Below are 15,663 nucleotides of genomic sequence, written 5' to 3'. Positions count from 1 at the left end.
GTGATTCGCAACGGCCATATAGTGATTCTCAAAGGCCCTGCCACATGCGTCGTGCGGGCGCGGTCGTCAAGCACGGGGACCACGTCCCCCCCGGCTGAAGTCGATCCCGGAAAAGATCCGGTCCAGCCGCTCGCGTTCGTCCTTGTCCATGGGCAGGCCGTTCGGAGCCAGCACGACCTCCCGCGTGTCCTCCGTCTCCTTGCGGAGCGTGGTGTCCACGCCCGCCGCCGCCTGGCCGAGCCGCCGCGTGAGCCATTCGTCGGCATGGCCCGTGGTGATGTCGTCCTCGCCTTCCCGGATCGCCTCGACGAAGCCCCGCCGCGCCGCCAGCTTGGCCAGCGCCTCGGCCAGGTCTAGCCGCGACGACTCGATCTCGCCGGGGGGCCGTATGGCCAGGATGTGGGCGGCCCGCAGCAGCCGTTCAACCCCGTCCGTCCCGATCTCGCGCCCCAGCGCCTCGCGCAGGTCCGGCGCGTCGGCATGCCGCAGCAGCCCGTCCCGCAGCGCGGCCTGTCCGGCGTCGGGGCAGTCCAGGGTCTCGATCTCGTGGGCGAAGTCGGGAATCAACGCGGGCGTCACGAGAAGGATGGCAAGGATGTTGCGCCGCAGGTCGTCCTCGGCGGACCCGCCCGGACCATCGCCGCCCAGCACGTCCCACAGGATGTTGCGCACGGGGGCCGTTCCCGCCGCCAGCGCCGAGGCCCGCGTCGAGGCCATGGGATGCGCCGGCAGGCTCTTGGCCCCCTTGCCCCGGAACTCGCGCCGCTCGTAGGGCCGGAACTCGCGGGGCTTCGCGCCCCACAATTCCTCGCGCAGGCGCTTGATCTCCTCGCCGTAGTGGTGCCGGATCGACGGGTCCTTGACCCCCGCGATGGCCGCCCTCAGCGCCTTGTCCAACGCCGCCTTCCGCTCGGGGCTGTCGAAGACCTTCCCTTCCGTCTCCCGCTGCCACAGGAGCCGCACCATGGGCTGCGCGGCGTCCAGCACCGCCTGCATGGCGCCCGCGCCCCTGGCCTTGATGAGCTCGTCCGGGTCCTGCCCCTCGGGCAGCAGCGCGAAGCGCAGGCCCTTGCCCGCCTCCAGCTTCGGCAGGGCGAGGTCGATCACCCGCATCGCCGCCCGCACCCCGGCCTTGTCGCCATCGAGCGCCAGGATCGGCTCGTCCGCGATGCGCCACAGCAGCGCAAGTTGCTCGTCGGTAATCGCAGTCCCGAGCGGCGCCACCGCTCCGGCGAACCCGGCCTCCGCCAGCGCGATCACGTCCATGTAGCCCTCGGCCACGATGAGCGGCGCTCCCTTGCCCGCCGCCTCGCGCGCCGGGCCATGGTTGAACAGGTTGCGCCCCTTGTCGAAGAGCGGCGTCTGCGGCGAGTTCAGGTACTTGGCCCGCGCGTTCGGATCGAGCGACCGCCCCCCCAGCGCGATGGCCCGCCCCCGCGCGTCGCGGATCGGAAAGATGATCCGTCCCCAGAAGCGGTCGTAGCCGCCGCCCTGCCCCTCGCCCGTCAGCCCCGCCTCGAGGAGCAGGTCGTCGGTCACGCCCTTGGCCTTGAGTGCCCGCGTCAGCCCGTGCCGGTCGTCACCGGCCCAGCCGATCTCCCAGCGCTTCTGGGCGGCCTCGGACAAGCCCCGCCGCCCCAGGTAGGCCCGCGCCGCCTCGGCGCCCTTGGTCGCCAGTTGCAGCCGGTAGTGCTGCACGGCCAACTCCATGACCTCGGCCAGCCGCGTGTTCCGCGACACCTTCTCGGCCGCGCGCGGGTCCTGCGCGGGCATCTGCATCCCCGCCTCGCGGGCCAGGATCTCGACCGCCTCAATGAAGGACACGTTCTCCGTCTTGGTCACGAAGGAGATGGCGTCGCCCTTCTCGTGGCAGCCGAAGCAGTAGTAGAAGCCCTTCCGGTCATCGACGTGGAAGCTTGCGGACTTCTCCTGGTGAAAGGGGCACGGCGCCCAGAAGTCGCCCTTGGCCTGGTTCGACTTGCGCGCGTCCCATGCGACCTTGCGGCCCACCACCCGTGCAAGGGGGAGCCGGTTCCGAAGCTCTTCAAGGAATCCAGGGGGCAGGCTCATGGCAGGCGAATCCCTTTGCACAAGGATTCCCCATCCCGCAAGCGGAAGCGAGTCCCGATCCGTTCAGCCCCGCCGCAACCCGGCGAAGAAGCCGCGCAGAAGAGCCCCGGCCTCCGCCGCCCCGATCCCCTCGTAGACCTCGGGCGCATGATGGGCCTGCGGATGGGCATAGATGCGCGGCCCGTGCAGGACGCCGCCCGACTTCGGGTCCTCGGCCCCGAAATACAGTCGCCCGATCCGCGCGAAGCCGATGGCCGCCGCGCACATCGGGCAGGGCTCCAGCGTGACCCAGAGCGAATGTCCGACCAGCCGCTCGGACCCCGCCGCCGCGCAGGCCGCCCGGATCGCCAGCATCTCGGCATGCGCGGTGGGGTCGCACAGCTCCCGCGTCCGGTTGCCCGCGACGGCGACCACCCGTCCGTCGGGCGCCACGACCACGGCTCCCACTGGCACCTCGCCGCGCCCGCCCGCCGCCCGGGCTTCGGCCAGGGCCGCTTCCATGTGAGTCGCGAAAATCATGGCGCTTCGTCGCAGCCCCCCTATCTTCCCAAGGCTCCTCTGGCGTGGAGGGGCCATAACCGCTATGGGCGCCCGATGAGCACAGATGACAAGACCCCCGATGGCGCCCCGGGCGAAGGCGAGCGCATTGCCAAGGTTCTCTCCCGCGCGGGGGTGGCCTCGCGCCGCGATGCCGAGCGGCTCGTCCTCGAGGGCCGGGTGACGGTCAACGGAACCCAGGTGACGAGCCCCGCCACCAACGTCACCGACAAGGACCGCCTCGCCGTCGACGGCCAGCTCGTGGCCGCGGCCGAGGCGACGCGCCTGTGGCTCTATCACAAGCCCGCCGGGCTCGTGACCACGGAACGCGACGAGGAGGGCCGCGAGACCGTCTTCGACTCGCTGCCCGAGGACATGCCCCGCGTCATGAGCGTGGGCCGGCTCGACCTCACCTCCGAGGGGCTCCTGCTGCTGACCAACGACGGCGAGATCAAGCGCAAGCTCGAGCTGCCCTCGACCGGCTGGTCGCGCCGTTACCGCGTGCGCATCCACGGCAATCCGACTCCTGCGGACCTGGAGCCGCTGCGGCAGGGCGTGACCGTCGAGGGCATCGACTACCAGCCGATGGAGGTCGCCATCGACCGCCAGCAGGGCAGCAACTGCTGGCTGACGATCACCCTGCGCGAAGGCAAGAACCGCGAGATCCGCAACTCGATGGAGCATCTCGGCTACACCGTGAACCGGCTCATCCGCGTGAGCTACGGCCCGTTCCAGCTGGGCGACCTGCCCGTGGGCGACGTCGAGGAGGTGCGGCCCAAGATCGTCCGCGACCAGTTGGGCCTCGGCAAGCCCGAGCCAGTGACGCGGTCCCGCAGGAAGCCCGAGCCCTCGGATATGCCCGTCTTCGACGACGAGGCCGAGGACCGGCCCGCGCGCGCGCCTCTCGCCACCCGCCGCCCCGAGGGCGCGACCGTCCGGCGCGAGATGAAGCCCCGCCTCAAGGCCAAGGGCGAGGCGCGCGAGGACAGCCGTCCGCCGCGCAAGCCTGGCAAGCCCTCCATGCCCGGCTCCTTCACGCGCCCGCGCACCTGGATGCGCGACGGCGAGGAGCCGCCCGCGACTCGCGACGAGCGCCCGCGCCGCGACTTCGGCGACAAGCCCCGCTCGGGCGGCTATAAGAGCCATGACCGCGGCGAAGGCGACCGGCCCCGCCGCGCCGAGGGCTTCCGCAGCCACGCCGACGGCGAGCGCCCCCGCCGGGACGAGGGCGACCGCCCGCGCCGAGACTTCGGGGACAAGCCGCGCCGCGATTTCGGGGACCGTCCCCAGCGCAGCGAGGGCGACCGCGGCCCGCGTCGGTCCAACGACGACCGCCCGCCGCGCCGGTTCGACAACGACCGCTCCCCACGCAAGTTCGGTGACGACCGTCCGCCCCGGCGCGAGGGTGACGACCGCCCGCCCCGCCGCTTCGACAACGATCGTCCGCGTCCGCCCCGCGAGGGTGGCGAGGACCGTCCGCGCTCCTTCAAGCCGCGCCGCGAGGACGGCGACCGGGCCCCGCGCCCGTTCAAGCCCCGCTTCCCCCGTGAAGGTGGTGACGACAACCGGCCGGCGCGCAGCTTCAAGCCCCGGGAGGGCGGCGACGACCGGGGTCCGCGCCCCTTCAAGCCTCGCTTCCCGCGCGAGGGTGGAGAGGATCGCGGCCCGCGCCGCGAGGGCGAGGATCGGCCCGCGCGGCCCTTCAAGCCCCGGGGCGACGACGAGCGCCGTCCCCCCCGCGACGGCGACCGCCCGGCCAAGTTCTCGCGCGAGGGCGGCGGTTTCGCGGGCCGTGGCGGCGACCGGCCCGAGGGCGGGCGCCCGCCTCGCAAGGGTCCCCCGCGCGACGGTGGCTTCAAGCCCCGCACGGGCGGCTTCGACAAGGGCCGCCCCGCCGCTGGCGGGCGCCCCGGCTTCAAGCCCCGCAAGGGCTGACGGCCGGTCCCGCCCTGGAACATCCCCCGCGCCCCTTCGTTGAACGGGGCGCGGCCGCACCTAAGTAGGGCTTTCCGCTTGTGATGGTCCGGCGGCTTGGGGATGATGAGGCATGGCGCGGCTGATCCTGTTCCTGATGCTGTTCGCGGCGTTGGCCCTGGCCATCGCGGCAGCCGTCACGCTGGTCCGCTCCCTTTCGACCCCTGCCCCGGCGCCGTTGCCCGTTCCCACGGAGGACAGGATGCCCAAGGCCGCTCGCAACATCGCGTATGTCGTGCTTCTGCTGCTGCTCGTGGGCGTGACAGGCGGCGTGATGGGGCCATCCTGATGGCGCAGCGCTTTGGCGGACGATTCAGCCCCGGCGCCCGGCCAGCAGGCCCGCCCGACGACGCCGCGCGCGAGGCCCGGGCCGAGATGCGGCAGGTCGACGCGGCGGGTGCCAAGGCGAACCTTCTCTTCGTGCCTCCGGTCCTTGCAGCCTTCACCTCGCTTGGCGGCGACGGAAGCGAAGTGGTCCTCGGCCTCGGGGCGGCGGCCGTCCTCGGCCTCGGGGCCCGGCTCCTGCGCCACGGCCTGCGGGCTCAGGCGGCCTATGACCTTCGTCCGCTGGCGCGCCGCCCGGCCCTGCCGCGCAAGATGCTGGCGGCAGCGCTGGCCGCCCTTGGAACGGCGCTGGCCGTGCTCTCGGGCGCCCCGGATGCCGTGGGGGACGCGATCCTCTACGCCATCGCCGCCGGAGGCCTGCACCTCGCCGCCTTCGGTCTCGACCCCCTGCGCGACAAGCGGATGGAAGGGATCGACACCTTCCAGCAGGACCGCGTCGCCCGCGTGGTCGAGGAGGCCGAGGCCCACCTCGCCACCATCCGCGACCGCATCGGCGCCCTGGGCGACCGGGGCCTTGCCACCCGCGTGGCGGGCTTCGAGGCGCTCGCGCGACGCCTGATCCGCACCGTCGAGGAGGACCCCCGCGACCTCACCGCCGCGCGTCGCTACCTGGGCGTCTACCTGATGGGGGCGCGCGACGCGACGCTGCGCTTCGCGGAGCTTTACGCCCGTACGCGTGACGCCCGCGCCCGCGCCGACTACGAGGCGCTGCTCGGGGACCTCGAAACCAACTACGCCCAGCGCACCACCCAGCTTCTCGAAGGCGGGCGCGAGGCGATGGACCTCGAGATCACCGTGCTGCGCGACCGCCTGCAGCGCGAAGGCGTGCCCACGGACCACTAGGGGGAGAGCGAGATGTCCGACACCACCCGCAAGGCAGCCGAGGCGGCGCTCGCCCAGGCCGAGAAGGTCACCGCCATGGTCCTGCCCGAACCCGCCGCCGCCGTCACGCCACTGGACCAGGCCGCGCCGCCCGTGGGCGAGGAGATCCGCCGGCGGATGGCCGAGATCGACCTGTCCAGCGCCGGCTCCATCGTCGCCTTCGGCTCGCGCGCGCAGGGCGAGCTCCAGCAGATAAGCCAGTCGATGCTCGAAGGGGTGCGCAACAAGGACGTGGGCCCAGCGGGCAACGCGCTGCGCGACATGGTGGCCGCCATCCGGGGCTTCTCCTCGGACGAGCTCGACGTGCGGCGCGAGCGGTCCTTCTGGGAGAAGCTGACAGGCCGCGCCGCGCCCCTCGCCCGCTTCGCCGCCCGCTTCGAGGAGGTGCAGGGCCAGATCGACCGGATCACGGACGACCTCCTGAAGCACGAGCACCAGCTCCTGAAGGACATCGAGGCGCTCGACCGGCTGTATGACCGGACGCTCGCCTTCTACGACGAGCTCGCGCTCTACATCGCCGCCGGCGAGGCCAAGCTCCAGGACCTCGACCGCGAAACGATCCCCGGCAAGGAGCGCGAGGTGAAGGCCGCCCCCGAGGAGCAGGCCGTGATGCGGGCGCAGGAGTTGCGCGACCTCCGCTCGGCCCGCGACGACCTCGACCGCCGCGTCCACGACCTCCGGCTTACCCGGCAGGTCACGATGCAGTCGCTGCCCTCGATCCGGCTGGTGCAGGAGAACGACAAGAGCCTTGTGACCAAGATCAACTCGACGTTGGTGAACACCGTGCCGCTCTGGGAAAGCCAGCTTGCCCAGGCCATCACCATTCAGCGGTCCTCCGAGGCTGCCTCGGCGGTGCGCGAGGCCAACGACCTGACGAACGACCTCCTGACGCGCAACGCGCAGAACCTGCGGCAGGCCAACAAGGTTGTCCGCACCGAGATGGAGCGCGGCGTCTTCGACATTGAGGCCGTCCGCGTGGCCAACGACAGCCTGATCGCCACGATCAACGAGTCCCTCGGGATCGCCGACCAGGGCAACGCGCGCCGCGCCGCCGCGGAAGCCGATCTCGAACGCATGGAGCAGGAGTTGAAGGCGGCGCTCGCCTCTGCCAAGTCCCGGTCGACGGGCCTCGGCGAGTCGGTTAGCGGCTCCGCGCGCGGCTGAAGTGGAGGGACCCTCGTGATGCGTCGCCGCCCCCTGTCCGCCGCGCTCGCGGGCCTTCTGGCCCTGTCGCTTGCCGGCTGCGCGACGGCGCCCGAGGAGCCCCCGGGCCGCCCTCCCGCCGTTCGTCCCGAGCCGCCGCCGGCCCCCTCGCCCAACGCCGAGGAGCCTGAGCCCGCCGCGATCCCGTCGGCGCCCTCGCCGGAAAGCCAGGCGCTCGCGCTCTACTACCGCCGGCTCCAGGCCGACCTTCTGGCGCAGGGCCTTCTGCGCGGGGACGGGGGTGGCAGCGACACGCCCTACACCGACACGATGCTCGCGCGGAACTTCGTCGAGATCGCGCTCTTCGACGAATATGCCTCCGCGGGCGGCACGTTGGTGGCCGAACGGTCGGCCGCGCGGCTCCGCCGGTGGGAGCAGCCGATCCGCATGGAGATCGAGTTCGGTCCCTCGGTCGAGCCCTCCCAGCGTGTCCTCGACCGCGCCTCGGTCCTGGCCTATGCGGCGCGGCTATCGCGCCTCACGAGCGTGCCCATCGCGCAGGTGGAGGAGGACGCCAACTTCCACGTCCTCTTCCTGAGCGAGGACGACCGCGAGGCCTTCGAGTCGCGCCTGCGCGACCTCGCCCCCGGCATCGCGGAGTCCTCGGTGCGCGCCTTCATGAACCTGCCGCGCTCGACGCTCTGCCTCGTCTTCGCCTTCGGCTCGGGCGACGGCTCCGGCTACAGCAAGGCCGTGGCGCTGGTGCGGGCCGAGCATCCCGAGCTCCTGCGCACCGCCTGCATCCACGAGGAATTGGCCCAGGGCATGGGCCTCGCGAACGACAGCCCGAACGCGCGCCCCTCGATCTTCAACGACGACGAGGAGTTCGGACGGCTCACGGCGCATGACGAGCTGCTGCTGCGGATGCTCTACGACCCGCGTCTCAACTCGGGGATGACGGCCGAGGAGGCCACGCCCGCCGTGCAGCAGATCGCGGCCGAGCTCGTGGGCGGCCCCGTCTGAGGGTCCGGCCACCGGGTCGGGAAAGCCGCCATAGCGGAGCGGCCCTCCGCTGCTATATCTTCGGGGCGCACCGGGCCGGAGCTTTCCGGCCGCCCACCATCCGAGGAGCCGCGCCCATGGCCCTGTTCGACTTCCTGTCCGGCCAGTTCATCGACGTCATCGCCTGGACGGACGACACCCGTGACACGGTGGTCTGGCGGTTCGAGCGCTACGGCCACGAGATCAAGTACGGCGCCAAGCTCACCGTGCGCGAGGGACAGGCCGCCGTCTTCGTCCACGAAGGGCAGCTCGCCGACGTCTTCGGCCCTGGTCTCTACGTGCTCGAGACCAACAACATGCCGATCATGACCACGCTCCAGCACTGGACGCACGGCTTCCAGTCGCCGTTCAAGAGCGAGGTCTACTTCGTCAACACGACCCGCTTCACGGACCAGAAGTGGGGCACCAAGAACCCGGTCATGTGCCGCGACCCGGAATTCGGGCCCGTGCGCCTGCGCGCCTTCGGCACCTACGCCCTGCGCGTGACCGACCCCGCCCTCTTCATCAAGGAGATCGTCGGCACCGACGGCGAGTTCACCACCGACGAGGTGACGAACCAGATCCGCAACGTCGTGGTGCAGGAGGCGAGCCGGGTGCTGGCGGGCTCGGGCATCCCGGTCCTCGACATGGCGGCCAACACCGACGACCTGGCCCGGATCGTCCGGGACGCCATCGAGCCGACGATCAAGGACTACGGCCTGACGCTGCCCGAGTTCTACATCGAGAACGTCTCGCTGCCCGAAGAGGTCGAGCGCGTGCTCGACAAGCGGACCTCCATGGGCATCGTGGGCGACCTGCACCGCTACACCCAGTTCTCGACCGCCGAGGCGATGACCAGGGCCGCCGAGAACCCTTCGGGCGGCATGGGAGCGGGCCTGGGCATGGGGATCGGCTTGGGCATGGCCGGGGCCGCCGGACCCTGGGGCCGGGCGCCCGACCAGCCGGCGACCCAGGCAGCTCCGCCTCCTCCTCCGCCCGCCACCGACGCGCAGTGGCACATCGCCGAGAACGGCCAGACCATGGGCCCCTATGGTGCGGCCGACCTCCAGCGCCTCGCGCGCGAGGGCTCGCTCACCCGCGAGACCCATGTCTGGACGGCCGGGCAGGACGGCTGGAAGCGCGCGGGCGAGGTGCCGGCCTTGACCTCGCTGCTGTCGCAGGTCCCGCCGCCCCCGCCGCCGGCCTGACGCCGCCCCCTCTGGCGCGACCGACACGCGCCCGGCCCCCGGCCGGGCGGTCCATGGCCTTCGGTCCCGCGCCTTGCCACCCTGCCCCGAAGACCGCGACCGGAGACTCCATGCCCGACCAGCGATTCCCCTGCGAGAACTGCGGCGCGCAGCTCGTCTTCGCGCCGGGGCAGACCTCGCTCGCCTGCCCCTACTGCGGCCACGTGCAGGAGATCCCCGAGGGCGAGGCCGAGGATCTGTCCCAGGCGCTCCAGGAGATCGACTACAGTTCGGCCATTGCCCGCCTGGAGGGCGGTGCCACCTACGAGGAGACGCGCGTCCTCCGCTGCCCCAACTGCGGGGCCGAGACGAGCTTTCCCGAAGGCACGCGCGCCGCGACCTGCCCCTTCTGCGCTACCCCGCTGGTCACGGAAGCCAGCACCCACAGGCAAATCGAGCCCGCCGCCCTGATCCCTTTCCAGCTTTCCGAGGCGCAGGCCCGGGACGCGATGACCCGCTGGCTGGGCAGCCTCTGGTTCGCGCCCAACGGCCTGCAGGACTATGCCCGACGGGGGCGCAAGATGGACGGCATCTACGTCCCCTACTGGACCTTCGACGCCGACACGGCCACCGATTACCGCGGCCAGCGCGGGGACGACTACTATGTCACGCGCACCCGGACGGTGAACGGCAAGACCCAGACCTACCAGGAGCGGCGGACCCGCTGGCGTTCGGTCAGCGGCCATGTCGCGCGGTTCTTCAACGACGTGCTGGTGCTGGCCTCGACCTCGCTCCCGCGCGGACACACGGACGGGCTGGAGCCCTGGGATCTCTCGGCGCTGGCGCCCTACCGCGCCGACTACCTGTCGGGCTTCGGCGCCGAAAGCTACCACGTCGACCTCAAGGAGGGCTTCACCCTCGCGCGCGCCAGGATGGACGCGCAGATCGAGCTCGACATCCGGCGCGACATCGGCGGCGACCACCAGCGGATCTCCTCCAAGCGGACCGAGATCTCGGACGTGACCTTCAAGCACGTCCTCCTGCCCGTCTGGATGGCCGCCTACAAGTTCCAGGACCGCAGCTTCCGGTTCGTGGTCAACGGCCAGACCGGCAAGGTGCAGGGCGAACGGCCCTGGTCCAAGTGGAAGATCTTCCTTGCGATCCTTCTCGCCCTCATCGTCGCGGGCGTGGCGGCCTACCTCTACCAACTCTATGGCGAGGGCGGCTCGATCTCCTTTGACGGCGGCGCGGGCTTCGGGCAGGACGCTGGCCCAAGCTGGCTCGACGAGGGCGGCTGACGGAACGAAGCGGAGGAGACCCATGATCCTGTCCTGCGGCGAGGCGCTGATCGACATGCTGCCCCGCACCACTCCGGCGGGCGAAGCCGCCTTCGCCCCCTATGCGGGCGGCGCCGTCTTCAACACCGCCATCGCCATCGGCCGGCTGGGCGCGCCGTCCGGGTTCTTCTCCGGGCTCTCCTCCGACCTCTTCGGCGACCTCCTGCGGCAGGTGCTGGCCGATTCGCGCGTGGACACCTCGCCCGCCCATGTCTCGCCGCGGCCGACCACGCTGGCCTTCGTGCGCCTGACCGATGGCCACGCGACCTACACCTTCTACGACGAGAACACCGCCGGCCGGATGCTCTCGCCCGCCGACCTGCCGGTTCTCGGCGCGGCGACGCAGGCCCTGTTCTTTGGCGGCATCTCCCTCGTGGGCGAGCCCGCAGCCCAGGCCTACGAGGCGCTCCAGGCCCGGGAATCCGCGGTTCGCGTGACCATGGTGGACCCCAATATTCGCCCGTCCTTCATCACCGACGAGGCGGGCTACCGCGCCCGCATCGACCGGATGCTCGCGCGCGCCGACATCGTGAAGCTGTCGGACGAGGACCTGCACTGGCTCATGGGTCCGGGCGACAGTCACGACCAGGCGCGCCGGATCATCGACATGGGGCCGAGCCTCGTCTGCATCACCGAAGGCGCGCGCGGCGCAACCGGCCACACCCCCGCGGGTTACGTCCATGTCCCTGCACCCAAGGTGACGGTGGCCGACACCGTCGGCGCGGGCGACACCTTCAACGCGGGGCTCCTGACCGCGCTCTGGAAGGCGGGGCTGCTTTCTAAGGCGGCGCTCCGCACGCTGCCCGAGGCGGCCCTGCGCGACGCGCTGTCGCTCGGCGTCCGCGCCGCCGCCGTCACGGTCAGCCGCCCCGGCGCGAACCCGCCCTGGGCGCACGAACTGTGAGGGCGCTTGTCCAGCGCGTGTCCGAGGCTGCCGTCCGCGTGGACGGCGAGACCCTGGGCGAGATCGGCCCCGGCCTCCTGATCCTTGTCTGCGCCATGGGGGGCGACGATGATTCCAAGCCGCGCATCTTGGCCGAAAAGCTGTCCAAGCTCCGCATCTTCAAGGACGAGGCGGGCAAGATGAACCGCTCGCTCAAGGACACGGACGGCGCTGCGCTGGTGGTGAGCCAGTTCACGCTGGCTGCCGACACGTCTCGGGGCAACCGCCCCGGCTTTTCCACGGCCGCGCCCCCGGCCGATGGCGAGCGGCTTTACGAGCTGTTCGCCGCCGAGATAGAAGCCCTGGGCATCCCGACCGCGCGCGGACGCTTCGGCGCCGACATGAAGGTGAGCCTCGTCAACGATGGCCCCGTCACGATCTGGGTCGAGGTTTGACCTTGCGTGAGCGGGTCCGACGTCTTATGGCCCGCTTATGAGCCCGAGCCCCGCGATCCGACGCCGACGCTGACCGTTCCGGCCCCCGTTCCGGGGCCCGCTCCCGCTCGTCCTTCCCGTTGACACCCATCCGGCCCTCCTGCATCGAAGGGCCCATCCTTTCCCGGGGTATTGCCCATGATCCCTGCCGTCCTGCCCACCTACAACCGCGCGCCCCTCACCTTCGAGCGCGGTGAAGGCGCCTGGCTCGTCTCGGATGACGGCCGCCGATACCTCGACCTGGGCGCCGGGATCGCCGTGAATGCGCTGGGCCACGCCAACCCGCAACTCACCGAGGCGCTGACGGCACAGGCCCACAAGGTCTGGCACCTCTCGAACCTTTACCGCATCCCCGAGCAGGAGCGGCTGGCCGAGATGCTGGTGGACAGGACCTTCGCCGACACGGTCTTCTTCACCAACTCGGGGACCGAGGCCGCCGAGCTTGCCGTCAAGATGGCGCGCAAGCACTGGCACGACGCGGGCCGGCCCGACCGCACCCGCATCCTGACTTTCGAGGGTGCCTTCCACGGCCGCTCCTCGGCCGCCATCGCCGCCGCGGGCTCCGAGAAGATGACCAAGGGCTTCGGCCCCCTCCTGCCCGGATTCACCCAGCTCGCCTGGGGCGACCACGAGGCGCTGGACCGCGCCATCCGCGAGCCCGACGTGGGCGCGGTCATGATCGAGCCCATCCAGGGCGAGGGCGGCATCCGGCCCCTGCCGGACGTCTGCCTCAAGGGGTTGCGCGACCTCTGCGACCAGACCGGCGTCCTGATGATCCTCGACGAGGTGCAGTGCGGCATGGGCCGGACGGGCCGTCTCTTCGCCCATGAATGGGCGGGCGTGACGCCCGACATCATGATGGTGGCCAAGGGCATCGGCGGCGGCTTCCCCCTCGGCGCGGTGCTCGCCACCGAGAAGGCGGCCGCCGCCATGACCGCCGGCACCCACGGCTCGACCTACGGCGGCAACCCGCTCGCCTGCGCGGTGGGCGCGAAGGTCATGGAGATCGTGGCCGACGACGCCTTCCTGTCAGAGGTCCGCCGCAAGGGTGCTCTGTTCCGGCAGGGTCTCGAAGGTCTCGTGGCCTCGCATCCCAACCTTTTCGAAGGCGTGCGCGGATCGGGCCTGATGCTTGGCCTCAGGTGCAAGGTCGTGCCCGCCGATGTGGTCAAGGCGGGCTATGCCGAGGGCCTTCTCACCGTCCCCGCAGCCGACAACGTCGTGCGCCTCCTGCCCCCGCTCAACATCCCTGACGCGGACATCGCCGAGGCCGTGCGACGTCTCGATGCCGCCGCAAGCGCCCTGAACGCCGCCTGATCCCTTTCGGAAATCGGGGGCCGACAGCCCCCGGTGACTCCCGCAACGAGCCCCGCAATGAACCACTTCCTCGACATCGACAAGACGACGCCCGCCGACCTGCGGGCCATGATCGACCACGCCCATGCCATGAAGCAGGCGCGCAACGGCCGCCCCAAGGGCGCGCCCGACGACGCCCAGCCGCTCAAGGGCCACATGGTCGCGCTGATCTTCGAGAAGCCCTCGACCCGCACCCGCGTCAGCTTCGACGTGGGCGTGCGCCAGATGGGCGGGGAGACGATGGTCCTGTCGGGCGCCGACATGCAGCTCGGCCACGGCGAGACGATTGCTGACACGGCGAGGGTTCTGAGCCGCTACGTCGACCTCATCATGATCCGCACCTTCGAGGAGGCCACGCTCCTTGAGATGGCGGAATACGCGACCGTGCCCGTCATCAACGGCCTGACGAACCGCACTCATCCCTGCCAGATCATGGCCGACGTCATGACCTACGAGGAGCATCGCGGCCCCATCGGCGGCCGCAAGGTCGTCTGGTCGGGCGACGGCAACAACGTCTTCGCTTCCTGGGCGCAGGCGGCCGGGCAGTTCGGCTTCGACATCACCTTCACCGGCCCCGAGACGCTGGACCCCGAGCGGGCGCATCTCGACTTCGCCCGCTCCAAGGGCCGCGACGCGCAGGTGATGCGCGACCCCTTCGCCGCCGTGGCGGGCGCCGACCTCGTGGTCACCGACACCTGGGTTTCCATGCACGACCCCCAGTCGGCCAAGGAGCGGCGGCACAACCAGCTCCGCCCTTACCAGGTGAACGAGCGCCTGATGGCCGCCGCCAGGCCCGACGCCCTGTTCATGCACTGCCTCCCCGCCCATCGCGAGGACGAGGTGACGAGCGCCGTCATGGACGGCCCGCAGTCGGTGATCTGGGACGAGGCCGAGAACCGCCTCCACGCCCAGAAGGCCGTCATGCGCTGGTGCCTCGGCGTCTGATGGCTTGACCCAGGTCAAGGCGGGGCGTCACGGAACCGTCATGCTAGCGGCATCCAACTGCGGAGACCGCGATGACCGACGCCGCCTTGGCGCCTGCGCCCACCGAGCCGCCATCCACGACCGGAACGGAGCCCACGACCCCGGTCGCGACTCCCCGTCCCGCCGCGCATGAGGGCCGGCTCACGCCGATGGGCACCCGCGCCTACGAGGCGCTCCTCCAGCCGCTCCAGGCCGAGCTGCTCAAGGTCCAGATCTGGGCGCAGGACACGGGCCAGAAGTTCGTCATCCTCTTCGAAGGGCGCGACGCCGCCGGCAAGGGCGGCACCATCAAGCGCTTCATGGAGCACCTGAACCCCCGCTACGCCCGCGTGGTCGCGCTGACCAAGCCAGACGAGCGCGAGAAGGGCCAGTGGTTCTTCCAGCGCTACATCGCCCACCTGCCCACTCGGGGGGAAATGGTCTTTTACGACCGCTCCTGGTACAACCGCGCCGGCGTCGAACGTGTCATGGGTTTCTGCAGGCCCGAGGAATACCTAGAATTCATGCGCGAAGCCCCCGAGCTCGAACGGATGCTCGTCCGCTCGGGCATTCGTCTGACGAAGTTCTGGTTTTCGGTCAGCCAGGGGGAGCAGCGCCGCCGCTTCGTCGCGCGCGAGACCGATCCGCTCAAGCGCTGGAAGTTGTCGCCCATCGACAAGGCCTCGCTCGACCGCTGGGACGACTACACCGAGGCCAAGGAGGCGATGTTCTTCTACACCGACACCGCCGACGCGCCCTGGACGGTGGTCAAGTCCGACGACAAGAAACGCGCCCGGATCGAGTGCCTGCGCCATTTCCTCCATGGCCTCGACTACCCCGGCAAGGACCCGTCGGTGGCGATCGCGCCCGATCCGCGCATCGTGGGCCAGGCCGAGGCGGTGGTCGAGCGGCACCCTGCGATCCTGTCGACCGCGCTCCACCCCCTGACGCGCATCCGTCGGGACCGCTAGTTCCGCCCGCCCCGGCCGCGTCCCTGCTCGATCCGGTCCGCGAAGGCCGCGCGCTGCACGGGTTCCATACCGGCGATGCGCTCCATCACGGCGGCCTGCACGGCGGCCTCGATCTCGGCGCGGCCCGCCCGCAGGCGGTCCATGGCCTCGGCCAGGGCTACCGGGTCGAAGGGCTCGCGCCGGATCGCTGCCAGCATCCCGGCCATCTCCGCCTCGCGCGCGCGGCGGCCGTGACGCGCGAGCACACCGGATCGGTCCAGCGCTTCCAGGACCGCCCTGCGATCCTCCTCCTCCAAGGCGCGGGACATCGGCCCCAACGCCAGTTCCACGGGACGCGGGCGGCCATGCGGTCCGTCGCCATGGAGCAGCGCACCCACGGCCAGCCCTGCCACGAGCAGGTTCAGCCCGAGCGAGACCACGAGCAGCCAGCGCAGCGGGCGCGACAGGCCGGGACGGGGAGAGGCGGCGGTGTCGGTCACG

General features: G+C 71.2%; 15 protein-coding genes. 12 read left to right on the top strand and 3 right to left on the bottom strand.

The features are described 5' to 3' along the window. Positions 1-66 precede the first annotated feature (66 nt). Positions 67-2,070, bottom strand: coding sequence for a DNA primase (gene dnaG / locus FHG71_RS11370; RefSeq protein WP_139081796.1), 2,004 nt, complete (start codon positions 2,068-2,070; stop codon positions 67-69). 63 nt (positions 2,071-2,133) lie between these two features. After that, positions 2,134-2,589 (bottom strand): nucleoside deaminase, encoded by a 456-nt coding sequence (locus tag FHG71_RS11365; RefSeq protein WP_139081795.1) that lies wholly within the window; start codon positions 2,587-2,589, stop codon positions 2,134-2,136. 75 nt (positions 2,590-2,664) lie between these two features. Here FHG71_RS11365 and FHG71_RS11360 point away from each other — a divergent pair, with 75 nt between their 5' ends. The 12 genes from FHG71_RS11360 to ppk2 all read left to right on the top strand — a co-directional run bounded on the left by FHG71_RS11360 (position 2,665) and on the right by ppk2 (position 15,183). Next, positions 2,665-4,542 (top strand): pseudouridine synthase, encoded by a 1,878-nt coding sequence (locus tag FHG71_RS11360; protein ID WP_139081794.1) that lies wholly within the window; start codon positions 2,665-2,667, stop codon positions 4,540-4,542. A 112-nt stretch (positions 4,543-4,654) separates the two neighbouring features. Beyond that, positions 4,655-4,870: a hypothetical protein gene (locus FHG71_RS11355; protein ID WP_139081793.1), complete on the top strand. Its 216-nt coding sequence runs from the start codon at positions 4,655-4,657 to the stop codon at positions 4,868-4,870. Beyond that, positions 4,870-5,769, top strand: a complete 900-nt coding sequence (locus tag FHG71_RS11350) for a 5-bromo-4-chloroindolyl phosphate hydrolysis family protein (RefSeq protein WP_139081792.1) — start codon at positions 4,870-4,872, stop codon at positions 5,767-5,769. The genes FHG71_RS11355 and FHG71_RS11350 overlap by 1 nt, the downstream gene beginning before the upstream one ends. Before the next feature lie 12 nt (positions 5,770-5,781). Then, the gene (locus tag FHG71_RS11345) at positions 5,782-6,972 is read left to right on the top strand and encodes a toxic anion resistance protein (RefSeq protein ID WP_139081791.1); all 1,191 of its coding nucleotides are present in this window, start codon (positions 5,782-5,784) and stop codon (positions 6,970-6,972) included. Between the two features lie 18 nt (positions 6,973-6,990). Continuing rightward, positions 6,991-7,974, top strand: a complete 984-nt coding sequence (locus tag FHG71_RS11340; RefSeq protein WP_139081790.1) for a DUF2927 domain-containing protein — start codon at positions 6,991-6,993, stop codon at positions 7,972-7,974. Positions 7,975-8,090: 116 nt separating this feature from the next. Next, on the top strand, positions 8,091-9,200 hold the full coding sequence (locus tag FHG71_RS11335; protein WP_139081789.1) for an SPFH domain-containing protein: 1,110 nt from the start codon (positions 8,091-8,093) through the stop codon (positions 9,198-9,200). A gap of 110 nt (positions 9,201-9,310) precedes the next feature. Beyond that, complete coding sequence (locus FHG71_RS11330; protein ID WP_246045428.1) at positions 9,311-10,477, top strand: TFIIB-type zinc ribbon-containing protein; 1,167 nt, start codon at positions 9,311-9,313, stop codon at positions 10,475-10,477. Between the two features lie 22 nt (positions 10,478-10,499). After that, complete coding sequence (locus FHG71_RS11325) at positions 10,500-11,420, top strand: carbohydrate kinase family protein (protein WP_139081788.1); 921 nt, start codon at positions 10,500-10,502, stop codon at positions 11,418-11,420. Continuing rightward, on the top strand, positions 11,417-11,854 hold the full coding sequence (gene dtd, locus FHG71_RS11320) for a D-aminoacyl-tRNA deacylase (RefSeq protein ID WP_139081787.1): 438 nt from the start codon (positions 11,417-11,419) through the stop codon (positions 11,852-11,854). The genes FHG71_RS11325 and dtd overlap by 4 nt, the downstream gene beginning before the upstream one ends. Positions 11,855-12,031: 177 nt before the next feature. Further along, positions 12,032-13,210, top strand: coding sequence for an aspartate aminotransferase family protein (locus FHG71_RS11315; RefSeq protein WP_139081786.1), 1,179 nt, complete (start codon positions 12,032-12,034; stop codon positions 13,208-13,210). 57 nt (positions 13,211-13,267) lie between these two features. Further along, positions 13,268-14,194 carry an ornithine carbamoyltransferase gene (gene argF, locus FHG71_RS11310; protein ID WP_139081785.1) on the top strand — a complete coding sequence of 309 codons (927 nt, stop codon included), beginning with the start codon at positions 13,268-13,270 and terminating at the stop codon, positions 14,192-14,194. Between the two features lie 71 nt (positions 14,195-14,265). Beyond that, a complete protein-coding gene (ppk2, locus tag FHG71_RS11305) occupies positions 14,266-15,183 on the top strand; it encodes a polyphosphate kinase 2 (protein WP_176559389.1) in 918 nt (305 codons plus the stop codon). Here the strand turns inward: ppk2 and FHG71_RS11300 are convergent. Next, on the bottom strand, positions 15,180-15,662 hold the full coding sequence (locus FHG71_RS11300; RefSeq protein WP_176559388.1) for a periplasmic heavy metal sensor: 483 nt from the start codon (positions 15,660-15,662) through the stop codon (positions 15,180-15,182). The two genes, ppk2 and FHG71_RS11300, sit on opposite strands and share 4 nt — an antisense overlap. Position 15,663 lies beyond the last annotated feature (1 nt).

The sequence above is a fragment of the Rubellimicrobium roseum genome (assembly GCF_006152145.1).
In the GTDB taxonomy this organism is placed as follows: Bacteria; Pseudomonadota; Alphaproteobacteria; order Rhodobacterales; family Rhodobacteraceae; genus Rubellimicrobium; species Rubellimicrobium roseum.
This window is presented reverse-complemented; position numbering and strand designations above follow the sequence as displayed.

Bases quoted from the DNA above. Each gene is read 5' to 3' on its own strand.
- dnaG (WP_139081796.1), bottom strand. From the start codon at position 2,070: ATGAGCCTGCCCCCTGGATTCCTTGAAGAGCTTCGGAACCGGCTCCCC.
- FHG71_RS11365 (WP_139081795.1), bottom strand. From the start codon at position 2,589: ATGATTTTCGCGACTCACATGGAAGCGGCCCTGGCCGAAGCCCGGGCG.
- FHG71_RS11360 (WP_139081794.1), top strand. From the start codon at position 2,665: ATGAGCACAGATGACAAGACCCCCGATGGCGCCCCGGGCGAAGGCGAG.
- FHG71_RS11355 (WP_139081793.1), top strand. From the start codon at position 4,655: ATGGCGCGGCTGATCCTGTTCCTGATGCTGTTCGCGGCGTTGGCCCTG.
- FHG71_RS11350 (WP_139081792.1), top strand. From the start codon at position 4,870: ATGGCGCAGCGCTTTGGCGGACGATTCAGCCCCGGCGCCCGGCCAGCA.
- FHG71_RS11345 (WP_139081791.1), top strand. From the start codon at position 5,782: ATGTCCGACACCACCCGCAAGGCAGCCGAGGCGGCGCTCGCCCAGGCC.
- FHG71_RS11340 (WP_139081790.1), top strand. From the start codon at position 6,991: ATGCGTCGCCGCCCCCTGTCCGCCGCGCTCGCGGGCCTTCTGGCCCTG.
- FHG71_RS11335 (WP_139081789.1), top strand. From the start codon at position 8,091: ATGGCCCTGTTCGACTTCCTGTCCGGCCAGTTCATCGACGTCATCGCC.
- FHG71_RS11330 (WP_246045428.1), top strand. From the start codon at position 9,311: ATGCCCGACCAGCGATTCCCCTGCGAGAACTGCGGCGCGCAGCTCGTC.
- FHG71_RS11325 (WP_139081788.1), top strand. From the start codon at position 10,500: ATGATCCTGTCCTGCGGCGAGGCGCTGATCGACATGCTGCCCCGCACC.
- FHG71_RS11315 (WP_139081786.1), top strand. From the start codon at position 12,032: ATGATCCCTGCCGTCCTGCCCACCTACAACCGCGCGCCCCTCACCTTC.
- argF (WP_139081785.1), top strand. From the start codon at position 13,268: ATGAACCACTTCCTCGACATCGACAAGACGACGCCCGCCGACCTGCGG.
- ppk2 (WP_176559389.1), top strand. From the start codon at position 14,266: ATGACCGACGCCGCCTTGGCGCCTGCGCCCACCGAGCCGCCATCCACG.